Annotated in this window: 18 protein-coding genes and 2 pseudogenes; 1 reads left to right on the top strand and 19 read right to left on the bottom strand. The window is 54.7% G+C overall.

Annotated features, from left to right (window positions below):
• Nucleotides 1-107: 107 nt before the first annotated feature.
• From H8711_RS00380 to H8711_RS00310, 15 genes and pseudogenes are all read right to left on the bottom strand, one after another.
• Nucleotides 108-1,274 (bottom strand): DHHW family protein, encoded by a 1,167-nt coding sequence (locus H8711_RS00380; RefSeq protein WP_249281544.1) that lies wholly within the window; start codon nucleotides 1,272-1,274, stop codon nucleotides 108-110.
• A gap of 17 nt (nucleotides 1,275-1,291) precedes the next feature.
• A complete protein-coding gene (locus H8711_RS00375; protein ID WP_249281543.1) occupies nucleotides 1,292-2,668 on the bottom strand; it encodes an MBOAT family O-acyltransferase in 1,377 nt (458 codons plus the stop codon).
• A 163-nt stretch (nucleotides 2,669-2,831) separates the two neighbouring features.
• Complete coding sequence (locus tag H8711_RS00370) at nucleotides 2,832-3,344, bottom strand: DUF4358 domain-containing protein (RefSeq protein WP_249281542.1); 513 nt, start codon at nucleotides 3,342-3,344, stop codon at nucleotides 2,832-2,834.
• A 138-nt stretch (nucleotides 3,345-3,482) separates the two neighbouring features.
• Nucleotides 3,483-4,235, bottom strand: a complete 753-nt coding sequence (locus tag H8711_RS00365) for an amino acid ABC transporter ATP-binding protein (protein WP_249281541.1) — start codon at nucleotides 4,233-4,235, stop codon at nucleotides 3,483-3,485.
• Between the two features lie 3 nt (nucleotides 4,236-4,238).
• A complete protein-coding gene (locus H8711_RS00360; protein ID WP_249281540.1) occupies nucleotides 4,239-4,907 on the bottom strand; it encodes an amino acid ABC transporter permease in 669 nt (222 codons plus the stop codon).
• 102 nt (nucleotides 4,908-5,009) lie between these two features.
• A pseudogene (locus H8711_RS00355) lies at nucleotides 5,010-5,285 on the bottom strand (transporter substrate-binding domain-containing protein); the annotation flags it as partial.
• Between the two features lie 75 nt (nucleotides 5,286-5,360).
• Nucleotides 5,361-5,771: pseudogene (locus H8711_RS00350) on the bottom strand (type 2 periplasmic-binding domain-containing protein); the annotation flags it as partial.
• Between the two features lie 270 nt (nucleotides 5,772-6,041).
• Entirely contained in the window at nucleotides 6,042-8,033 is a 1,992-nt protein-coding gene (locus tag H8711_RS00345) for a bifunctional 4-hydroxy-3-methylbut-2-enyl diphosphate reductase/30S ribosomal protein S1 (protein ID WP_249281539.1), read from the bottom strand.
• Nucleotides 8,034-8,036: 3 nt separating this feature from the next.
• Nucleotides 8,037-8,597, bottom strand: a complete 561-nt coding sequence (locus H8711_RS00340) for a lysophospholipid acyltransferase family protein (protein ID WP_249281538.1) — start codon at nucleotides 8,595-8,597, stop codon at nucleotides 8,037-8,039.
• Nucleotides 8,598-8,653: 56 nt separating this feature from the next.
• Nucleotides 8,654-9,328 (bottom strand): (d)CMP kinase, encoded by a 675-nt coding sequence (gene cmk, locus H8711_RS00335; protein WP_249281537.1) that lies wholly within the window; start codon nucleotides 9,326-9,328, stop codon nucleotides 8,654-8,656.
• Nucleotides 9,325-10,590, bottom strand: coding sequence for a BaiN/RdsA family NAD(P)/FAD-dependent oxidoreductase (locus H8711_RS00330; protein ID WP_249281536.1), 1,266 nt, complete (start codon nucleotides 10,588-10,590; stop codon nucleotides 9,325-9,327). Before H8711_RS00330 ends, cmk begins: the two co-directional genes overlap by 4 nt.
• Nucleotides 10,574-11,464 carry a MurR/RpiR family transcriptional regulator gene (locus H8711_RS00325; protein ID WP_249281535.1) on the bottom strand — a complete coding sequence of 297 codons (891 nt, stop codon included), beginning with the start codon at nucleotides 11,462-11,464 and terminating at the stop codon, nucleotides 10,574-10,576. Before H8711_RS00325 ends, H8711_RS00330 begins: the two co-directional genes overlap by 17 nt.
• A 162-nt stretch (nucleotides 11,465-11,626) precedes the next feature.
• The gene (locus tag H8711_RS00320; protein WP_249281534.1) at nucleotides 11,627-13,408 is read right to left on the bottom strand and encodes an N-acetylmuramoyl-L-alanine amidase; all 1,782 of its coding nucleotides are present in this window, start codon (nucleotides 13,406-13,408) and stop codon (nucleotides 11,627-11,629) included.
• Between the two features lie 179 nt (nucleotides 13,409-13,587).
• Nucleotides 13,588-13,986, bottom strand: a complete 399-nt coding sequence (locus H8711_RS00315) for a thioesterase family protein (RefSeq protein ID WP_249281533.1) — start codon at nucleotides 13,984-13,986, stop codon at nucleotides 13,588-13,590.
• Between the two features lie 81 nt (nucleotides 13,987-14,067).
• Nucleotides 14,068-16,533 (bottom strand): ATP-dependent Clp protease ATP-binding subunit, encoded by a 2,466-nt coding sequence (locus H8711_RS00310; protein ID WP_249281532.1) that lies wholly within the window; start codon nucleotides 16,531-16,533, stop codon nucleotides 14,068-14,070.
• A gap of 249 nt (nucleotides 16,534-16,782) precedes the next feature.
• Here H8711_RS00310 and H8711_RS00305 point away from each other — a divergent pair, with 249 nt between their 5' ends.
• Nucleotides 16,783-16,971, top strand: a complete 189-nt coding sequence (locus H8711_RS00305; RefSeq protein WP_249281531.1) for a hypothetical protein — start codon at nucleotides 16,783-16,785, stop codon at nucleotides 16,969-16,971.
• A gap of 63 nt (nucleotides 16,972-17,034) precedes the next feature.
• Here H8711_RS00305 and H8711_RS00300 read toward each other — a convergent pair whose 3' ends face one another.
• Genes H8711_RS00300 through H8711_RS00285 form a run of 4 tightly spaced genes read right to left on the bottom strand, consistent with a single transcriptional unit; the run spans nucleotide 17,035 to nucleotide 19,964 of the window.
• Entirely contained in the window at nucleotides 17,035-17,613 is a 579-nt protein-coding gene (locus H8711_RS00300; protein WP_249281530.1) for a hypothetical protein, read from the bottom strand.
• A 29-nt stretch (nucleotides 17,614-17,642) separates the two neighbouring features.
• The gene (locus H8711_RS00295; RefSeq protein ID WP_249281529.1) at nucleotides 17,643-17,897 is read right to left on the bottom strand and encodes a TIGR03905 family TSCPD domain-containing protein; all 255 of its coding nucleotides are present in this window, start codon (nucleotides 17,895-17,897) and stop codon (nucleotides 17,643-17,645) included.
• 3 nt (nucleotides 17,898-17,900) lie between these two features.
• Entirely contained in the window at nucleotides 17,901-19,091 is a 1,191-nt protein-coding gene (locus H8711_RS00290) for an NAD(P)-dependent malic enzyme (protein ID WP_249281528.1), read from the bottom strand.
• Nucleotides 19,092-19,130: 39 nt separating this feature from the next.
• A complete protein-coding gene (locus tag H8711_RS00285; RefSeq protein ID WP_249281527.1) occupies nucleotides 19,131-19,964 on the bottom strand; it encodes a PHP domain-containing protein in 834 nt (277 codons plus the stop codon).
• Nucleotides 19,965-20,028: the final 64 nt, after the last annotated feature.

Below are 20,028 nucleotides of genomic sequence, written 5' to 3'. Positions count from 1 at the left end.
TATCATCAAATTATATCATTTTTTGACCTTTTATTCAAGCGGCACACTTCCAAAAACGCCGGGCTGCGAGACAAAAAGGGCCGCCCAGATAGGCGGCCCAGCGGCAATTAATACTTCAGACGTGTAAAGTTGATGTCCTCGGAAAAGTTTTTGAAATTGTAAAGCAGGAGGATTTCATCGAACTCATTCTCCGCCATAAATTCGCTCATATTGAAAGGAATGGCGCGCAGGTCCAACACCACCACTTCGTCGTAATTGTAGGTGAGGTAGGGCACCATCGAGTTGCCGTAGGAATCCTTGATGACCAGGATGCGACTGGTTTTGCCCTCGCTGTGATAGCGGTTGTTTTCGCTTTGGATCACCGTGACACCGTTGTTGCCATAGAGGAACGCCGCGTACTTATCTCGCGTTTCAAACTTATCCTGCCAATACAGTCCGGTCACTGGGACCTCCTGTTTGTTGCTGTCGAAAATCGTGGTTCCTCCATCGATGGTGACGCTGGTGGTGGGAATGTCCATCCAGGTGATGATATCTGGCACCGCGTTAAACAGTTTGGATTTGGAAAAATAGGTCCCGTAGAACCCTTTGACCTCGTTAGCGGTCAGGCTGTCGTACTCCACTGGCTCCATTCCGCGCGAACGGACGTAGTCGCTATAGGCGAGGTACGCCCCGTAGGTAGTCCAGTGATGGTCGGTCATATAGTAAATATAGTTGTCCTTGTGTTCCAAAAGCGATTCTTTCAGCGACAGGGTCGCGGCCCCTGTGCCCCCCACCTCAGCATACCACTTGTCGATGTAGGCGAACTGGTCCACCAGCGCCAAGCCGTAGGGCAGCTTATCAGATAACACCGCATAGGAATTGGGAATGACGGCGAAGGTGGCGGGCGTATCGCTGTAACGGGTAAAAAACTCCTTCACATTTGACAGATTCTGTTTAATGCGCTCCTCATCCAGGCGGTCGAGCTTGTCGAACATATAGTGGTCCTTCCCATAGACCACCGAGTTGTTTTCCTGCTTGCCGATCAAATATTCGGTTCTGGATTTGAGGCTGATCCAGTTGTCACGCAGCACAAACTGGTCGTTGATATAGGTCTCGTAGGTGCTGGTGTACTTGCCGTTCATCAAAGATTTGACTGTAAAGGTCGGCTTAAGCTGCAAGTAGCGATTTTCCATCTCGGAAAACTCCCGCCGGCTGACGAACATATCGAGCACCGAAAGGACGGCGATAAACGCCGCGAAAAGGAGCACCAGCGGATATTTTGTGATCTGTTTCATGTCGCTGTCTCCTTTCATCAGAATCGGAAGTAGAGGAACGGATTGTAGGTGGCATCCACCAGATAGGCCACCGACAGCACAAGGATCAGCGCCAACACGCAGATGTCAATCCATTCCACATCCTTAAATTTTTGATAGAGCTTTTCCACCGCCGGCGTGGAACAGAAGATCGCCACCACAATGGTGATGAGGTAACCGCGCAGATAATAAACCCAATCCACACCGCCGTCAAAGGCGAACAGCTTCTGCAAAAAGACGCCTAGCTGAGAGAGGTCGGTGATGGCAAAGATCGCCCAACTGATGAGCAGCAGCGCGACGGCGTAGACGTGCGGCCAAACCTTGCCTCGGTTGAGATGCGGAAGCAGCCACGCCTTTTCGACGATCAGCAGGACTGCAAAGAATACGCCCCACAGCAGGAAGTTCCAACTTGCTCCGTGCCAAAAGCCGGTGGCGGCCCAGACGATAAACAGGTTCAAATACATGCGCGCCTTACCCTTGCGGTTGCCACCCAGGGGGATATAGACATATTCGCGGAACCAGGAGCCCAACGTCATGTGCCAGCGCCGCCAAAATTCCGTCATGCTTTTGGAGATGTAGGGCAGATTGAAGTTTTGAGGAAAGTCGAAACCTAGCATCTTACCCAGACCGATGGCCATCAGGGAATAGCCGCTGAAATCGAAATAGATCTGGAGAGAAAACGCCAGGATTCCCATCCAGGCGAGCGGGGTTGAAACGTTGGTGAACCCAAGGCGTTGCACTTCGTCCCACAGGGAACCGATGTTGTTGGCAATGAGCACCTTTTTTCCCAGACCAAAGATAAACCACCGGATTCCCTCCTGAATCTGGGGCAGATTGATGGTGCGGGTTTTGAGCTCGCGGTTGATGTCGGTATACTTGACAATCGGGCCCGCGATCAACTGCGGAAAGAGGCAGACGAAGGCGCCAAAATCGATGATGTTGGTCTCCGCCTTCACATCGCCGCGGTAAACGTCGATGGTGTAGGATAGGGTCTGGAAGGTGTAAAAGCTGATACCCAGGGGAAGCGTCAATTTAAGCAGGCCGATCGAAAGCCCAGTTGCCGCATTAAAATTCTCGATGAAGAAGTTGCTGTACTTGAAAAACATCAGCATACCGATGTTAAAAACAACGGAGATAATGAGCCCCAGCTTACAGACCCACTTTTTGGAGCGATTGGCCTCGATCAAGCGTCCGCAGAAGTAGTCGCACAGGATGGAGGCAATCATGATGGGAAAATATTTGGGCTCGCCCCACGAGTAGAACACCAAGCTCAGCAACAAAATCATCAGATTTTTGAACCTGCGCGGGGTGATGTAGTAGAGCAAAAATGCCACTGGCATAAAACGGAATAGGAACAAAAGGCTGCTGAATACCATTGGTTCAATCTCCTGTCTGTGTTTAATTCCAAAGCGCCGGAAAACGGCTGCCTGGAAAAACAGCCGAAAAGAAACAAGGCCATCTCTTCAACCGACGGCCTTGTATGGGGCACGGTATCACTTTAGCAAATTTTGCCGCAAAAAGCAACCATGCCCCTGTTAATTATTCGTTAAAATAACGGTTGACGACCGCCTCAGCCCGCGCAATTTCATTGGACGCACCCTTTTCCGGGTCGCCCAGCATGATTAAAAAAACATAGTCGCCCTTTACCAAGACCTTGCCCGCTTTGGCTATCTCCAGCGGCCCGGGGAGATACTGCTCAAAGGTCTGCTGCAACTGGGCGCGCCGGTTCTCCAGCGCTTGCCGCACCGATTCAGCCTTGCCCTCCTTTGCCTTGACAGCGACGAAGTTATCAGCCGAGGTCATGGTAACGGCGAAATCCCCGGCATACTCCTCCACGCTGTCCGGCTCGATGCTGTACAGATTTTCCAATGTCTCGTCGTCCAACTTGGAGGGCATCTGGACATAAAAATCCCCCATCTCCTCCGCCACCGCATCTACGATCTGCTGCAAGGTGGTATCGTTGTCCTTCAGTCCGGTCTTTTTCTCCGTACACCCCGCCGCAATGCCCAACAGCGCGGTCATGGCCAGAAACATGGCCAGTGGTCTCTTCATTTGATCTTTCCTCCCCTTTTTCACTCGCTACACGAACGAAAGCTGGCATTATTCTTTCCAAAACAAGGGAGGTTATACCAAAAGCCGTTTCTGACAAGAAAGCGGGGAGATCGCCCTCCCCGCTGTGAACATTAATTGTTATGGTGCAATAAAATTGCTCAAAAACTCACGTGTACGCTGGTTCTTTGGCTGTTGGAAGATTTCCTCCGGGGAGCCCTCCTCCAGAATCAAACCGTCGTCCATAAACAGCACCCGGGTCGCCACATCGCGTGCAAAGGACATCTCATGCGTGACCACAATCATCGTCATGTGCTCTTTGGCGAGCTGCCGGATCACCCCAAGCACCTCGCCGGTGAGCTCCGGGTCGAGCGCCGACGTCGGCTCGTCGAACAGCATGATCTCCGGGCTGAGCATCATGGCGCGTGCAATCGCAACGCGCTGTTGCTGCCCACCGGAGAGCTGAGCGGGCATCGCATCGGCCTTTGGCAGCATCCCAACCTTTTGCAGCAGGCTGTCGCACAGGGCATGTGTCTGCGCCTCGTCCACCTCTCGGTGCATCAGGCGATAGGGCATCTCGAGGTTTTTGCGCACGGTCAGATGCGGAAACAGGTTGAAATTTTGAAAGACCATCCCCATCTTTGCGGTGATTGATTTGACCTGCTCCTTGGAGGAATACTTTCCATCCCGGATCATATCGTCCCCATCCACCGAGACGGTACCGCCGCCGATCTGCTCCAACCCGATCAGGCATCGCAGCATGGTGCTCTTGCCGGAACCTGAGGAGCCGATGACCGCGATTACGTCCCCTTTCTCCACGTCAAAGCTCACATCCTTGAGCACATCGAGTGCGCCATAGGATTTTTGCAGATTTTTAACAGAAATAAACGGCATCGGTCATCCCTCCTTTTCGTAGTTGATCTTCGCTTCCACCTTTTTGAAGGCGTAGGTCAGCACGGTATTCATCACCAGATAGATGACCGCGGCGATGACAAAAAAGAAGGTGTTTTTGTCGCGGCTGACTGCCGTCTTTGTGAGATGCAGAATTTCTGTAACGCCAATGGTGAACACCAACGCGGTGTCTTTGACCAGCGTGACGGCCTCGTTGCCGATCGACGGCAAGGCCACGCGCACCATCTGTGGGCAGATTACGCGCATCATCGTCTGCACCTTGGACATGCCCAACACCTTGGCCGCCTCATACTGCCCCTTATTGACTGCCAGCAGGCCGCCGCGGAAGATCTCGGCGAAATAGCATGCGTAGTTAACCACAAAGGTGACGCAGGACGCCGTGAAGCGTTCCATCCGCAAAAAATCTCCGATCAACGGCAGATACGGCAGACCGAAATAGACAAACAAGAGCTGTAACAACAGCGGTGTGCCGCGCACTATGTAGATGATCCCGTTCATCACCCAGCGCACCGGTCCAATTTTGGACCGGGCAATCAGGGTAAAACAGAAGCCCAGCGGCAGCGACAACAGGATCGTGACCAAAAACAGGGAGATCGTCGTGCCTGCGCCGGTCAGTATGTTCAAGGTGGTGTTCCATATGTTCTGAAAATCCATCCGGTTTGCTCCTTCAAATTAACAGTGGTGTCCGTCCCAAAACTTGCTAAAACAGACAAAACCGGATTTATCATCCGGTTGTCTGGTTCTTATTTAGGGTTTTACCACGATCACCTGATTGTTGGCGAGATACGGCGCGGTCATCAGCATCGTTTCCTGGCGCTCAGGGGTGATGGTGAACGCGTTCCAGATGCAATCGATGTTGCCAGTATCCAGCTCCAGCTCTTTGGAGGCCCAATCGATCGGCTGCAAAACTACCTCGTAACCGATGCGCTTGCCTACCTCTTTGGCGAGGTCGATATCGAAACCGACGATCTCGTTGTTTTCATCGCGGAAGCCCATCGGCGGGAAGCTGTCATCCAGGCCGACAACCAATTTCTTACCGGTTGTGTCGGGGACAATCGGCTCCGCAGGAGCCTCAAAATTGTTGACAAAGATATCCTTGCCAAACCATTTTTCCGAGATTTGCGCGGTGGTGCCGTCCGCCTGCATCGCACCTAACGCGGCGACGACTTTGTCGTGCAGCTCGGTGTTGTCCTTTTTAAAGCCGATGCCGTAATCCTCAGCCGCCAAGGAATCGTCCAGCACCTTGAAGCCCTCGGGGTCTTTGGCCGCATAATAGTTGGCGACCACCTCGTCGAGAATCACCGCATCCACACGGCCCGCTGTGAGGTCGTTGAGCGCTGCGATGTTGTCGGGGAACTTGACCACTTCCTTCACCTTGGAGGCGATCTCATCTCCCGCCAAAGCCGCTTCTGCTGAGGAGTCAGCTTGCAGCGCAACGACCTTGCCCTCGAGGTCGGCCTTACTCTCAATCTTTGCATTTGCTTTCGATCCGCAGCCGGCGAGCAAGCCGACGGACATGGTGAGCGCCATCAGGCAAACAAGAATCTTTTTCATCCCGTCAATCTCCATTTCCATTTAAAATAAGGGGTTTGAATAAAAACATTATATCAATTTAGCGTGCTAATGTGGTAGCAGAAGAATACGGCGCAATCGATGATTAATCGCTTTTTCCTTGCTTTTTCTCTCAGATTCTCTTTCTGACGCAGTTTTACAAAATATTTTTCCTGTCCTCTGCAAAAAAGGGACATGCGCTTTTTCGCACATGTCCCCTTGCTATTTTGTTGGGAATTATTCCTCTACAGGAGCAGCTTCCTCAGCTTCCGCCGGAGCCTCTTCCGCGGCAGCCTCCTCAGCCTCAGGCTCAAGCAGGGCCTTCATCGACAGGCTGATGCGTTTCTTCTCAAAGTCAATCTCAGTGATCTTGACCTGCACCTCGTCGCCTACCGACAGCACATCGGAAACCTTGTTGACGCGGTCGAAGGAGATCTGAGAAATATGGATCAGGCCGTCCACACCGGGAATGATCTGTGCAAAGGCGCCAAAGGTGGTGATCGAAACGATCTTGACCGTGGCAACCGAACCAACCGGATAATCCCGTTTGATGATCTCCCAGGGGTTGTCCTCAGCCTTTTTGAAGCCCAGGCTGATCTTTTTATTCTCACGGTCAATATCCTTCACATAGACCTCCAGCATATCGCCGACCTTGACGACCTCGGAGGGATGTTTGATTCTGGACCAAGAGAGCTCGGAGATGTGAACCATGCCGTCCACGCCGCCCAAGTCGACAAACGCGCCGTAAGAGGTGAGCGATTTGACCTCGCCAGTGTAGGTTTTACCCACTTCGACATCCGCCCAGAACTTCTCCGCAGCTTCCGCTCTGGCTTTGAGCACCACATCCTTGATCGAACCGATCGCGCGTTTGCGGCCTCTCTCCTTCTTCAGATCGATCACCTTAAACTGAACCTCTTTTTTCAGCAGAGACTCGAGCTCTTCATTGCGGGACAGGGTCGCTTTCGAGGCAGGAACAAAGATTCTTGCCCCGTTGGACTGGACAATCACGCCGCCCTTGACCACTTCGACCACAACGCCGTCGAGAACCTCGCCGGTCTCATAGGCATTTTCGATCTTCTCCTGACCGGCGATCTGGTCAAGACGTTTCTTCGACAACATAACCGTGCCCTCAACATCATTGACACGAACCACCAGCAGCTCGATCTCATCGCCCTTTTTCACCAGGTCTTCGAGCTTCGCATTCGGATCGTCTGTAAATTCCGAGATCGGAACGTAACCGGCATGTTTGGTACCGATATCTACCTGCAGTTCATTGGGGGCAATCCCAACGACAACGCCTGTCTCCTTCTTCCCGTTATATGTACTTTTGAAGGATTGATCCAACAATTCCTCAAAGCTAGCCTCTTCCTCTTGGTTCTTCAAAATCTCACTCATCGTATTTCGTACCTCCTTAATTATGCAAGCCGGGGTGGAAGCCCCAGCTGTAACACCAACCTTGGCGACCTGCGCAAAATTGTAATCATACAACTCCTGCGCGCGCTCCACAAGAATGGAGCGGGTAAATTCCCTGCAAATTTGAAACAGCTTTGCAGTATTGGAGCTTGTGCGCCCGCCGACCACAATCATCAGGTCGGATTTTTGGGCGAGCTCCCGCGCCTCTTCCTGACGTTTCACGGTAGCAATACATATTGTATCAAATATTTCGAGATTTGTACACACTTTTTTTGCAGATTCTACGCAATTTTCCCATTCCTGTGTATGAAATGTAGTTTGTGCCACCATACAACACGATTTTTCGCAAATATTTGGTGTATTATAACAAATCTGCAACAATTCATCGGCTGTTTTGAAAAAATATACCGGACCGGTACAATGTCCAAAGATTCCCTGCACCTCCGGATGTTCCCGGTCTCCCGCGATCAGAATGGTGGAACCTGCTGCGCTTTTCTCTTGGACGATCCGATGAATTTTTGCCACAAAGGGGCAGGTGGCGTCCACACAAGAAAGCTTACGCGCCGCAATCTCATCGTAAATTTGCCGCGTTACGCCGTGTGAGCGGATAATCACCACCGCATCGTCCGGCACATCCGAAAGATCGTCCACCGCCCGTACCCCCTGCGCCTCCAATTGGGCCACCAGCTGGGGATTGTGGATGATCGGGCCAAGGGTGCACACCTTGGGTGAGCTCCGCGCGCATTCAAACGCCAGATCGACTGCGCGGTTGACGCCAAAACAAAAGCCCGCGGTCTTTGCAACGGTAATCTCCATCTATTAATCCTCCAACAGCGCGCCGATGGCCGACATAATGCGGGTTGTGGCCGCTTTGATATCCGAGGGCTTGTTGTCGACGATCGTCAGCTCGGAGTTGGGAATCAGCTTTCCATAGCGGATGACAATTTTCGAGCGGAACTTGACCGGTTCGGTGTATTTGATGCCGACCGGCAGCACGTCGGCACCGGACCGGGAGGCGATCAGAGAAATCCCAGACTTGCCGCGCAGCAGCTTGCCGTCCTTGGAGCGCGTCCCCTCTGGAAAGATCGCCAGCACCCTGCCGCTCTGCAAAATTTCAATCGCGTGGTCGATTGCGCTGGTGTCCCCTTTTCCGCGTTCCACCGGAAACGCGCCCAGCCTTTTGATGAGGAAGCCCAACACAGGCACATGAAACAGCTCAGCCTTTGCCATAAAGTAGAGCTGGAATTGGCCTTTCCAAGCGATATAAAGCGGATCCAGGTTGGTGCGATGGTTGGAGCAGATGATATATCCGCCGTGATCCGGCAGATTCTCGACCCCCTCCACTGAGATACGATGCCAGATGCGCATAGCGGTCCCCAACAGGATTCTTCCTAAACGAAATAGCAAGCTCATAATAGCGATTTAATCCCCTGTCCTTATGATGTTTTGAGCAGCGCCGCTTCTACAACAGCGATCAACTGCGCGATCGATTGTTCACAGGTGTTGCCGGTAGTGTCCACCAGGATTGCGTCCGGCGCTTGGCACAGCGGTGCGATGGCACGATGGCTGTCGTTGTAATCCCGTTTGCGCACATCCTCCAACACCTCGGCAAAGTCGGTGTGAATCCCTTTCCCCATCAGCTCCTGCCTCCGCCGCTCCGCGCGGTCCTCCGGCGATGCGGTGAGGAAAATCTTCACCTGCGCCTGAGGCAGCACCACCGTGCCGATGTCGCGGCCGTCCATCACCACATGGCTGGCTGCGGCGAGATTGCGCTGCTGATCGAGCAGAAATGCCCGCACCGGCGGCAACGCGGACACATCGGACGCCGCCATCGAGAGCTCCGGCGTGCGAATCCTGTCGGAGACATCCTCGCCGTTTAAAAACACGCGCTGTTCCCCATCCACAAAGCGGATGGTAACGTCGATCTTCGGCAGCTGCGGAACGACCTCCTTCTCCTTGGACGGATCGACGCCATGTTGCAGCATGTAATAGCCCACAGCCCGGTAGAGCGCCCCGGTGTCCACATAGATATAACCCAGGTGCCGCGCCAGCGCCCGCGCGATGGTGCTCTTCCCCGCGCCGGCCGGCCCGTCGATTGCAATGGCAATCATGAATTCTCCCAACCCCCATCTGTCTGACTTTTTGCGCTCTCCCCAGCCAACACGCCGGTAGAAAACGCAATCTGTAGATTAAATCCGCCCGTATAGGCGTCTACATCCAGCACTTCACCTGCAAAGTATAATCCCTTTACAAGTTTCGATTCCATCGTTTTGGGGTTAATTTCCTTGACTGAAACCCCGCCTGAGGTGACGATCGCCTCCTCAATCGGACGGAAGGCCTTCGGTGTGATGCATAAATGTTTCAGCAGCTCCACCAAGGCGCGGCGCTGTTCCCTGGTGATCTGGTTGACCTTGCGGTCGCCCGGGATGCCGGAGAGCTGAACCGCCACCGGAATCAGCTTGCGGGGCAGCAGCTCCGACAAGCTGTTGAGAAAATCGCGGTTGAGATTTTTTCCAAAGTCGCGGAGCAGGCGCGCATCGAGCTGCTCTGGAGAAAGTCCCGGCTTGAGATCGATCGCCAAGGTATAGTCGTCCAGGTGGGCGGCGTCCATGTGGCAGCTCGCGCTCAACACCAGGGGGCCAGAAACACCGAAATGGGTGAACAGCATCTCGCCCAACTCGTGAAACAGCACTTTACCCGCGCGGTTGGTGAGCGTCAACGTGACATTTTTAAGCGAAAGGCCCATCAAATCTTTGCACCAGGGCTCGTTTGTAATAACGGGAATCAGGGATGGGGTTGGAGGGCAAACCGTATGCCCCGCCTGTTTGGCCAGCAGATAGCCATCTCCGGTGGAGCCGGTGGTTGGATAGCTCATGCCGCCCGTCGCAACGATCACCTGACCGGTCGAAATCACGTTGCCGTTTTCCAGTTTTATGCCGCATATCGCGCCGTCCCGGAGCTGGAGCGCCGTACAGCGACCCGACAGCAGCTCCACGCCGCCGTCCCGCAGGTACCTGGACAGCGCGTCCACGATATCAACCGATCGGTCGGACACCGGAAAGACGCGGTTTCCTCGTTCTGTCTTTAAGGGGACGCCCAGCGCTTCAAAAAACTCTATGGTGTCGCGGCAGCTAAAGCGGTTGATCGCACTGTAAAGAAAGCGTCCGTTGCCTTTGACCGCCTGGATAAACGCTGTATTGTCGCAATTATTGGTGACATTGCAGCGGCCCTTGCCGGTGATCATCACCTTGCGGCAGATGCGCGGATTGCGCTCGAGCAGCGCAACGGAAAGCCCGCGCTTTGCCGCTGTTCCAGCCGCCATACAGCCAGCCGCGCCCGCGCCCGCCACGACCAGATCATATTTTTGTGACATCGATATCGTGTGTCCCCTCTATTTTTTCGTAGACGTTGTATTCGTCCCAAATCCGTTCCAGGCGGGAGAAGGTCGCCGAAATTTCATTCTTTTTTCGCAGCCCAACCGCCACGATCAGCGCATTGATCAAGCTGAGAGGTGCGACGAGCGAATCCACAAACGAAGCCATATCGCTGCGCGCCAGCAGCACCGTGTCGGAAATGCTTGCAATGGGCGACTGCGGGCTGTCAGTGATTGCAATCACCTTGGCTCCGCTGTCGGTGGCGAATTTTGCACCGTTGTAGGTGCGCTGGGAATAGCGCGGAAAGGTGATGCCGATAAAGACATCCTGCGGCCCGATGCGCAGAATCTGTTCAAACATTTCGCTCGAGCTGTTGGTATTGATCAGACGCACATCGTCGAGGATGTGGTTAAAATAAAAGTAAAGAAACCGGGAGAGCGCAGAGGAACTGCGGATGCCCAGGATGTAAATGGTGCGCGCATTGCAGAGCGCATCCACCGCGTTGTTGAAGGTCTGGGTGGAGGACTCCTCCAACGTCCGGCGGATATTTTCAATATCCGAGCCGAGCACCTTCGAGAGCACGTCTGAACCGCCGATCTGTTCGGTGGTCACCTCCATGCGCTGTACCGCCGTGAGCCGGTTGCGGATCAATTCCTGCAAGGCGCGCTGCAACTGAGGATATCCCTCGTAGCCCACCTCAGATGCAAACCGCACTACGGTGGATTCGCTGACCCCCACCGTGCTGCCCAGACGAGATGCGGTCATAAAGGCCGCTTTATCGTAATGATTGATGATATAATCGGCGATCATCCGCTGCCCTTTGGAAAAACCGCCCATCATTTCACCAATCAAAGTGATCAGGTCTTTATTCAAAATGAATCACCTCGTTCTCTATTCTATCCTTTTCTCCCAGCGAAATCAAGTAAAATGCGGGAATAAACGGCAAAAATGCAGGGGTTTGCTGTGAAAATTGCAGTTTTGCATAAAAAGGCCACCCGGATAGATCTATCCGGATGGCCTCGAGCTATTTTTCTGTTAAGAGAGGTAGGCGACGATCGCATCGCCAATTGCATTGGCCATGTTGAACATACCGCGGCGGCTCGCCATATCGTCGAGCTCCGAGGGATTGGTGACGAATCCCATTTCCACCAGCACAGAGGGCGCGCAGCTGTTGAGGGTCACACGGTAGTTGCTGAACTTCGCGCCGCGGGAAGCCCGCCCGGTTTCGGCGACGATATGATTGAGCAGCGTGTTGGAAAAGGCTTTCGCGTTGCTCTCATAGTAATAAATTTCCACGCCTTTGGGCTTGAGACCATTTTGGTTGGTGCCGATGCTGTTGCAATGCAGCGAAAGGAAGAAATCCGCCTTGCCCTCATAGGCCGGATTCATGCGCGGCCCGAACTCGATCTTCTGGTCGCTTGTCCCACTGCCCGAGAGCAACACCTGCGCGCCCAGGGACTCCAGACGTTTCTTCACAGCGATCGCGGTATCCGCGGTGATATCGCTTTCATCCACGCCGAGGCCGTTCATAATGCCGAGCGCCCCTGGATCGGTGCCGCCGTGTCCCGCATCCAGCGCCACGATGATTCCCGCGAGCGGCCGGCTGCTGTCCCCGGAAAGGGACGGGCGGTATTTGCAGTAGATGGTGGTGACATTGTCCTTATATTCCACTACATAACCCCAGAGGGTGCGATTGGGGTTGCGGGTGAAGGTGATGGTGGAGTCCCCATTGGACTCGGTGACGCTCGCCCCGGTAAACAGCTTGCTGTCGCCGGTCGGGATGCTCCCGATTCCGGTGGTGTGATGCAGCGTTACCACCAACTGGCCGTCGCTACGCGAGGTGGTCGCCACCGGCTGAGAAGTTCCGGTAATGATAAAGCGCTCCCCATATGCGGTGGAGCTGAAGGATACATTGCTGACCTTGTTGGTCGCCCGGCCGCTGGTCAACGGCTTGGTGGTATCCTTGTTGATCCAGCCGCCCATCCCGAGCTTGTACATGCCTGCGTTGGAATCGACCACATAATCGATTGCCCCGGCCTTGGCGGTGGTGACAAAGCCACTGTCGGTGTTGCCCTGTTGAAAGATGCTCGAAGAAGTCTCGGTCACCTGCACCAAAAGGGTCTCGCCGCCTGCAAACAGCTTGCCGTTTGAGGTGTAGGTCTTGGTGGCGCCATTCCAGTTCATGGTGTAGGTCACCTTGCCGAGATCGGTGGTTTTTCCGTAGGCGGGCACCGTATAGGTGGCCTTAAAGGTAGCTGGAATGCCGGATTGCGCGGCCGCAACCTGGCGCATCGTGTAGCTCTGGCCGTTCACGGTTGCAGTGACAGACGCGCCGGCCGGCGCGATACACTGAAGCGTCACCTCAGTGCCAGCCAGTTCACCCACATCGCAGGAGGGATACATCGAAGACACCCGATTGGTGGTGGCCAAGCTGGCCCCATAACCGGCCCCCTGCGTGATGGTGACGGTCTTTGCGGAACCGTCATCCTGGGTGAACTTGAAGCGGTTCTCGCCGGACGAAAGGGACACATAAACGCCGAAACTTCCGCTGATGCCGCGGTCGGTTACCTTCTCCCCGTTTAAATAAAGGGGCAAATCGGGGTTGGAAGAACCGGTGATATAATAAGCGGTCGCACTGGTTTTCACATCCTGGGATGGCCTCGTGACACTCAGCTTGCGGGGCATCGAGGTTGAAACATGGCTGGTTATGTAATCGAAATCGTTGTAGTTAGCCGCATAGGCAGGGACGACAAAACCTCCCGTCAACAGGCCGACAGCCACCAGCACAGATACCGTTTTTTGGACGATTTTTATCATTTTTGCTCTCCCCTTTCCATAAAAAGACAAAAGAAATAGTTAACATTACCCTTATTTTAACATAGAATTCGACAGGAAAGTATGTGGAAATTGTAAACAATGAATCGGTAAATTATGACAAAAGCGACCCATATCATCTAAAAACACGATGATATGGGTCGCTCGATGAAAAATATCCTTTACCGGGTTTGCTCCAGCTTAGCCAGGGCCTTCTGCTCAAAGCGTTCCTTATTGAGAATAAAGCGCGTGTGCGTCCCCTCCCCGATCGGTCCGCATTCGTCGCTTGCGAACACAACGAAGTCCACTTTTTTGCCGTCCACCGCTGTGATCCTGGCGGTTGCGGTCACCTTCATGCCGACCGGCGTTGCCGCGCTGTGGCTGGTGGAAATCGACGCTCCGACCGAGGTCTGCCCCTCGGACAGCAGCGGCTTGAGGCAGGCCACCGCGGCGCCCTCCATCAGAGCGATCATCATAGGGGTTGCGAACACGCCGACATCCCCGCTGCCAACCTCGGCTGCGGTCCGGTCTTCGCTCACCACCCAACTGAGGGTTGCTTCCCGGTTGATCCATTCTTCCATAAAAAGTTACCTCCTGTATCGATCCGTCTCCTCTTCACTGAGGCATTTCCATTATACAGGCAAACTTTATATCGATCAACCTCATTTTGCCGCGATTTCGCACGGCGCTTTGGCAAAAATGATCTGATCGCGGAAGTCGCAGAGCAGGTGATCTCCTTCCCGCACCCTGCCGCTCAGGATTTCTTCGGCGAGACGGTCCTCCACGATGTTCTGAATTGCACGTTTGAGTGGACGGGCGCCGTATTTGCTATCGAACCCGGTTTGAACCAGGTGATGCAGCAGTCCGTCGGAAAATTGGAGGCTCACCCCGCGGGTGAGCGCGCGCTGCCGGACGGTCTCCAATAGATGCACCGCGATCTGTTCGGTCTCAGCCTGGGTGAGACGGTGGAAGACGATTGTTTCATCGATACGGTTGAGAAATTCTGGACGGAAGCTCTTCTTCAGTTCGCCCAGGACGCGCACTTTCACCGCTGCGTCGTCGGGCACCGCCGAGCTGTGGCTGAATCCGAGCGACTGATGCTCCGTAATGAGCTGCGCGCCGATATTGGAGGTCATGATGACGACGCAATTTTTGAAGTTGACGGTGCGCCCCTGCGCGTCGTTGAGCATCCCATCATCGAGAATTTGCAACATGATATTGAAGATATCGGTATGCGCCTTCTCAATCTCGTCAAACAGCAGGACCGAATAGGGCTTGCGGCGCACCTTCTCAGTGAGTTGGCCGCCCTCGTCGTATCCGACATAGCCGGGCGGCGAACCGATCAGACGCGACACCGTGTGCTTCTCCATAAACTCCGACATATCCACGCGGATGAGCGCCTTTTCGTCCGCGAACAACGCTTCTGCCAGCGCCTTGGACAGCTCGGTTTTGCCCACGCCCGTAGGTCCTAGGAAGAGGAACGAGCCGATCGGCCGGTTGGGGTCCCCGAGGCCAACGCGGTTTCTGCGCACCGCCCGCGCCACCGAAGCGACCGCCTCATCCTGGCCGATCACACGCTGGTGCAGACGGTCCTCCAGATGGAGCAAACGCTGGGACTGCTCCTCCGTGACCCGCTTGACATCGATCCCTGTCTGAGACGCGACCACTTCAGCCACGTCCGATGCGAGCACACGTTCATCACCGGGCATGCCGCTCTCATTCTGCGGGGGGAGCTTTTCCTGGAGCTGCCGTTCGCTGTCCCGCAGCTTGGCCGCCAATTCAAAGTCCTGCGCGAGGATGGCCTCCTCCTTTTGGCGGGTCAGTTCGCTGAGCCGGTCTTGGAGATCGGCGGTGCGCTCGGGCTGGGTGAATATCTTCAGCTTCACGAGGGATAAAGATTCGTCCAACAGGTCGATCGCCTTGTCAGGCAGAAATTTTTCCGTGAGGTAGCGCACCGAAAAATCCACCGACGCGCGGATCGCTTCCTCGGTGATCCGAATGTGGTGGTGCTCCTCATACTTCGATTTGAGTCCCTCCAGGATCATCACGGTGTCGTCCGCTGTGGGCTCCGCCACCAACACACTCTGAAAACGCCGGGTGAGCGCGCTGTCTTTTTCGATGTGACGCCGGTATTCGTCGATGGTGGTCGCGCCGATCATCTGAAGCTGGCCGCGGGCGAGCTGAGGCTTGAGGATGTTTGCCGCATCAATCGCGCCCTCCGCTGAGCCCGCTCCCACCAGCGTATGCATCTCATCCACAAACAGGATGACGTTCCCTGCATCTCGCACCTCGTTTAGGCAATTGCGCAGCCGTTCCTCAAATTCACCGCGGAACTTTGTCCCCGCTATCATGTTGGAGAGATCGATTGAAACGACCCGCTTCCCAGATAAGTTTTCCGGCACCTCGCCCCGCACGATGCGCTGTGCCAGCCCCTCCACAATCGCGGTTTTGCCCACGCCCGCCTCGCCGATCAGGCAGGGGTTATTTTTGGTGCGGCGGGACAGAATCTGGATAACCCGGAGTACCTCCTTATCACGGCCAATGAGCGGGTCGAGGGAGCCTTCACAGGCCGCGACCGTCAGGTCTTTGCTGAATTTATCGAGGTTCGGCGTCTTGACTGCGGCCGGTTTTCCCGCCTTGGAAGCCGGCTTGCGGGTGGCCTTCCAGTAGATCGTCTCAGCGATTTCGCTGCCGATCCCCTCGATTACCTCGCGGTAAAGGGTGTCGCAGTCGAACCCCAGGCTGGTGAGGAACCGCACCGCATAACATTCGGGTTCCTTGAGCATCGCCATCAAAATATGTTCCGTACCCACCGAGGTCCGCATTAGCCCCTTGGCTTCCTGCGCGGCCGCTTCCAAAATCCGTTTGCAGCGCGGAGTGAAGTCGCTGGGGGTCAGATTGGATTTGATCCCCTTCCCCACCGCCTGGATCAGTTTTGTCTTGACCATATCCTCGGTGATACCGCGCTGTTTGAGCACGGTATATGCGACGCCGTTCCCCTCTTTGAGCAATCCCAACAGCAGATGCTCACTGCCGATGTAGGTGTGTCCCAGCGCCGCCGCCTGCATCATCGCCAGATTAACCGCATTGTTCGCCTTTTGCGTAAAGTTGTTGAATTTAAACCCCATGTTCTTCCCCCTGTATCGCCGCCGTGTTGCATGCGCACATCGGATGGCCGATCGATCGGGAAATCGCTCCCGGATGGCTGCACCTTCCGGGAATCCCCTCCGTCCATTTTATGCCGCGCATTCCTCTTTTAATATTTACCTATTTACCTGGTTTATCCGTTTGGCAAATCAACATTTTCATCCTGGCTGTAACACCTTTTTCGGGCATGGCATAGTATGTGATGAAATCAAATTTAGGAGGTTTCTCTTATGTCAAACTGTTTTTTCGGTTCCGGTAATAGCTGCTGGTGGATCATCATCCTGGTACTTATCCTTTGCTGCTGCTGTGGCAACGATGGCGGCTGTGGCAACAACTGCGGCTGTGGTTGTGGCAATAACGGTTGCGGCTGCGGCAATAACGGCTGTGGCTGCGGTCCTCAGCCCTGCTGCTGCGACTAATCGTCAGAGGATAGCGCCAACAAAAAAACGGAGGGCAAACGCCCTCCGTTTTTACCCTTCGTTTTATCGGACAAACTCTGCCCGCCCCAGTTCTTCTTTACAAACATCGAAATATTCCCGGTATAGCTGATCCCCCAACCTGACCACATCCGGGTCGTCCTCCATATCGCAGCTATCCGCAAACGCGTCCCCGATGCAGGAACGCGACATCCGCTCGTCCCGGCTGCACAACAGATACAGGGAAAATGCGCCGCTCTCTACAATGGTGTCGTAGGTTCTTGGCGAGCGCTCGCGCACCTGCTCATGGAAATAGTTGAGCGCCGTCTGCGCGATAATCGAATCAGGGCAACCGTGCTCCAGGATAGTATCCACGATAAAGGCAAACAACACCTGAGCATTGCTTTCAATCACTGGGTTGCCCAATAACCGTGGGCTTGCGTACTTCACCAGGATCTCATCGATCACAAAAAATCGATCGGAGAGCCGCTGCCCCAAACGATAGGCCCGCTCGATATTGCCGTTTTGTTTTTGATGCTGAAACTCCATGGCGGCTACTTCGCCGTCGTCGGGCTGCTGACGGGGCGCGGAGCCCGCAATCTTCATATCGCTATCTTCCACAAACGCTCTTTTCTCTTCCGACACCGCAAACACCTGCCTACTCCCTTTTATTTTTATTCCGCTTTGTCCTGAATCTCCTTCAATGCGAGCGCCAGTTGATCGGGGCATGAGGTCCGCTTCAATCCGCAACGGATTCCCCGCAAAGTCTCAATCACCTCGTTGACCGGCCGGTCTTTGACCAATGCGGAAATTCCCTTTGCATTTCCGGCGCATCCGCCCAAAAACTCCACCGAACGGATGACGCCGCCCTCCACATCCAACTTGATCAATTTGCTGCAAACATCCTTGGGATAATATGTAACCAACATGAATTATAATCCTTTCTGGGGTTGAGAAACTCTGGCGATTCCCTCGCGCACAGCCTGCTGCGCGACAGCTTCCGCGACGCCCTGTGCAACCTTGGGATCGAGCGGGTTGGGCAGGATCATCTCCGCATTCAACTGCTCAGACGGCACCATGGCCGCGATGGCGTAAGCAGCCGCCACCTTCATCCCCTCGGTGATGTCCCTGGCGCGCACCTGTAGAGCCCCTTTGAAAATGCCAGGGAAGGCGAGCACATTGTTGATCTGGTTGGGAAAATCGGACCGGCCTGTCCCCACCACGGCCGCGCCGCCGCGCTTGGCCTCGTCCGGCATGATCTCCGGCGTGGGGTTGGCCATCGCAAAGACGATCCCACAGTTCATGCTTGCCACCATCTCCGCCGTGAGCAGTCCCGGACGGGATACTCCCACAAAGACATCCGCACCGCGGATGACCTCCTGCAAAGCGCCCTGTCTCCTTTCGGGATTGGTCACCAACGCCATTTCAGCCTGCGCGGGGTTGAGCCAAGGCGCTCCCTCGTAGATTGCGCCTTCCTTGTCGCATAGGATCAACTCGCCGAGCTGCAACTGAAGCAGCAGCTTAGAAATGGCGATGCCGGCCGCGCCCGCGCCGTTGACCACCACCTTGATCTCGCTCGCCTTTTTGCCCGTCACCTTGAGGGCGTTGATCAGCGCGGCGGCCACCACAATTGCAGTGCCGTGCTGGTCGTCGTGGAACACTGGGATGTCGCAGCGCTGCTTTAGCTTGGCCTCGATCTCGAAGCAGCGCGGCGCGGCAATATCTTCCAGATTGATGCCGCCAAAGCTCTTGGAAATATTTGCGATCGTCTCCACGATCGTGTCAGTATCCTTGCTGTCCACACAGATGGGAAACGCGTCCACATCCGCAAACGCCTTGAACAGCGCGCATTTGCCCTCCATCACCGGCATAGCCGCCGAAGGCCCGATATCGCCGAGCCCCAACACCGCCGTGCCGTCGGTGATCACCGCCACCAGGTTGTTTTTGCGGGTGAGCTCATACGCCTTGTTTTCGTCCTGCGCGATCACCAGGCAGGGTTCCGCGACGCCTGGGGTATACGCCAGTGAGAGATCCTCGCGCGTCCTGAGCGGCGCACGGGAGATGACTTCAATTTTCCCATTCCAGTCATAATGCTTTTTGAGTGCCTTTTCTTTTATGTCCATTGCCTTTTTCGCTCCATTATTTTATTTGTCGATGGCGAATCACACGCCCCTTTTCTGCCGAAAGATCTGGTTGAGGGTTTCATGTGGGGTGATGCAGGTCGCAAGCGGACTGTACGACTTGGTGTAAAAACCGTGAAAATCAGTGCCGCCGAACTTGAGCACCCGGTGCTCCCGGGCCAGTTGCTCCAGCCTCTGCACATCCTCCGCAGTGTTGCGTGGGTGATAAACTTCGATGCCGTCGAGAACCTCCCGCTCCAGCATCTCATCGAGCAGGTCGAAGGAATCGTATTCGCGAGGGTGCGCCAGTACCGCAAGGCCGCCCGCCTGATGGATCAGGTCGATGACCTCAAACGGATCGGGATAATCAATTCCTACATAGGCCAGTCCACGTTTGCTGTCGAACAACTGCTGAAAGATCGGCCCAAAGATGCGGTCTGTGTAACCGAGATCCATCAGCGCATTCATGATGTGCTGCTTATAGATCGACTTGCTCCCCGCATAGTAACGCGACACAAAATCCGCGGTGATCGGATAAAACCGCGCAGTGCGCCGTATCATCTCCTGTCCCGCCTTTGTGCGCGCATCGAGAATCTTATTGCACAAGCCCTCCAGCCGATCGGGCTTCTGAGGCAAGTAACAGAGCATATGAACCTTTCGTCCGCGCTTGGCATCGCAACAGGAAAACTCCACGCCCGGTATGACGTTGATGCCGTAGCGCTTGCCCAAAATAACCGCACGCGTCACCCCAGCCATGGTATCATGGTCGGTGATCGATACAAAATCCAATCCTGCGCGCTTGGCAAAATAAATGACGTCCTCCAGCCCCATGGAGCCGTCAGACAGCTTCGTGTGACAGTGCAAATCGCCTATCATCTCGCGTTACCCCCTATTCCCTTTGACTTCTTGTAAAGGGTGTATCCCGACCTTTCTGATGAAC

The organism is Ligaoa zhengdingensis, assembly GCF_014384885.1.
In the GTDB taxonomy this organism is placed as follows: Bacteria; Bacillota; Clostridia; order Oscillospirales; family Ruminococcaceae; genus Ligaoa; species Ligaoa zhengdingensis.
This window is presented reverse-complemented; position numbering and strand designations above follow the sequence as displayed.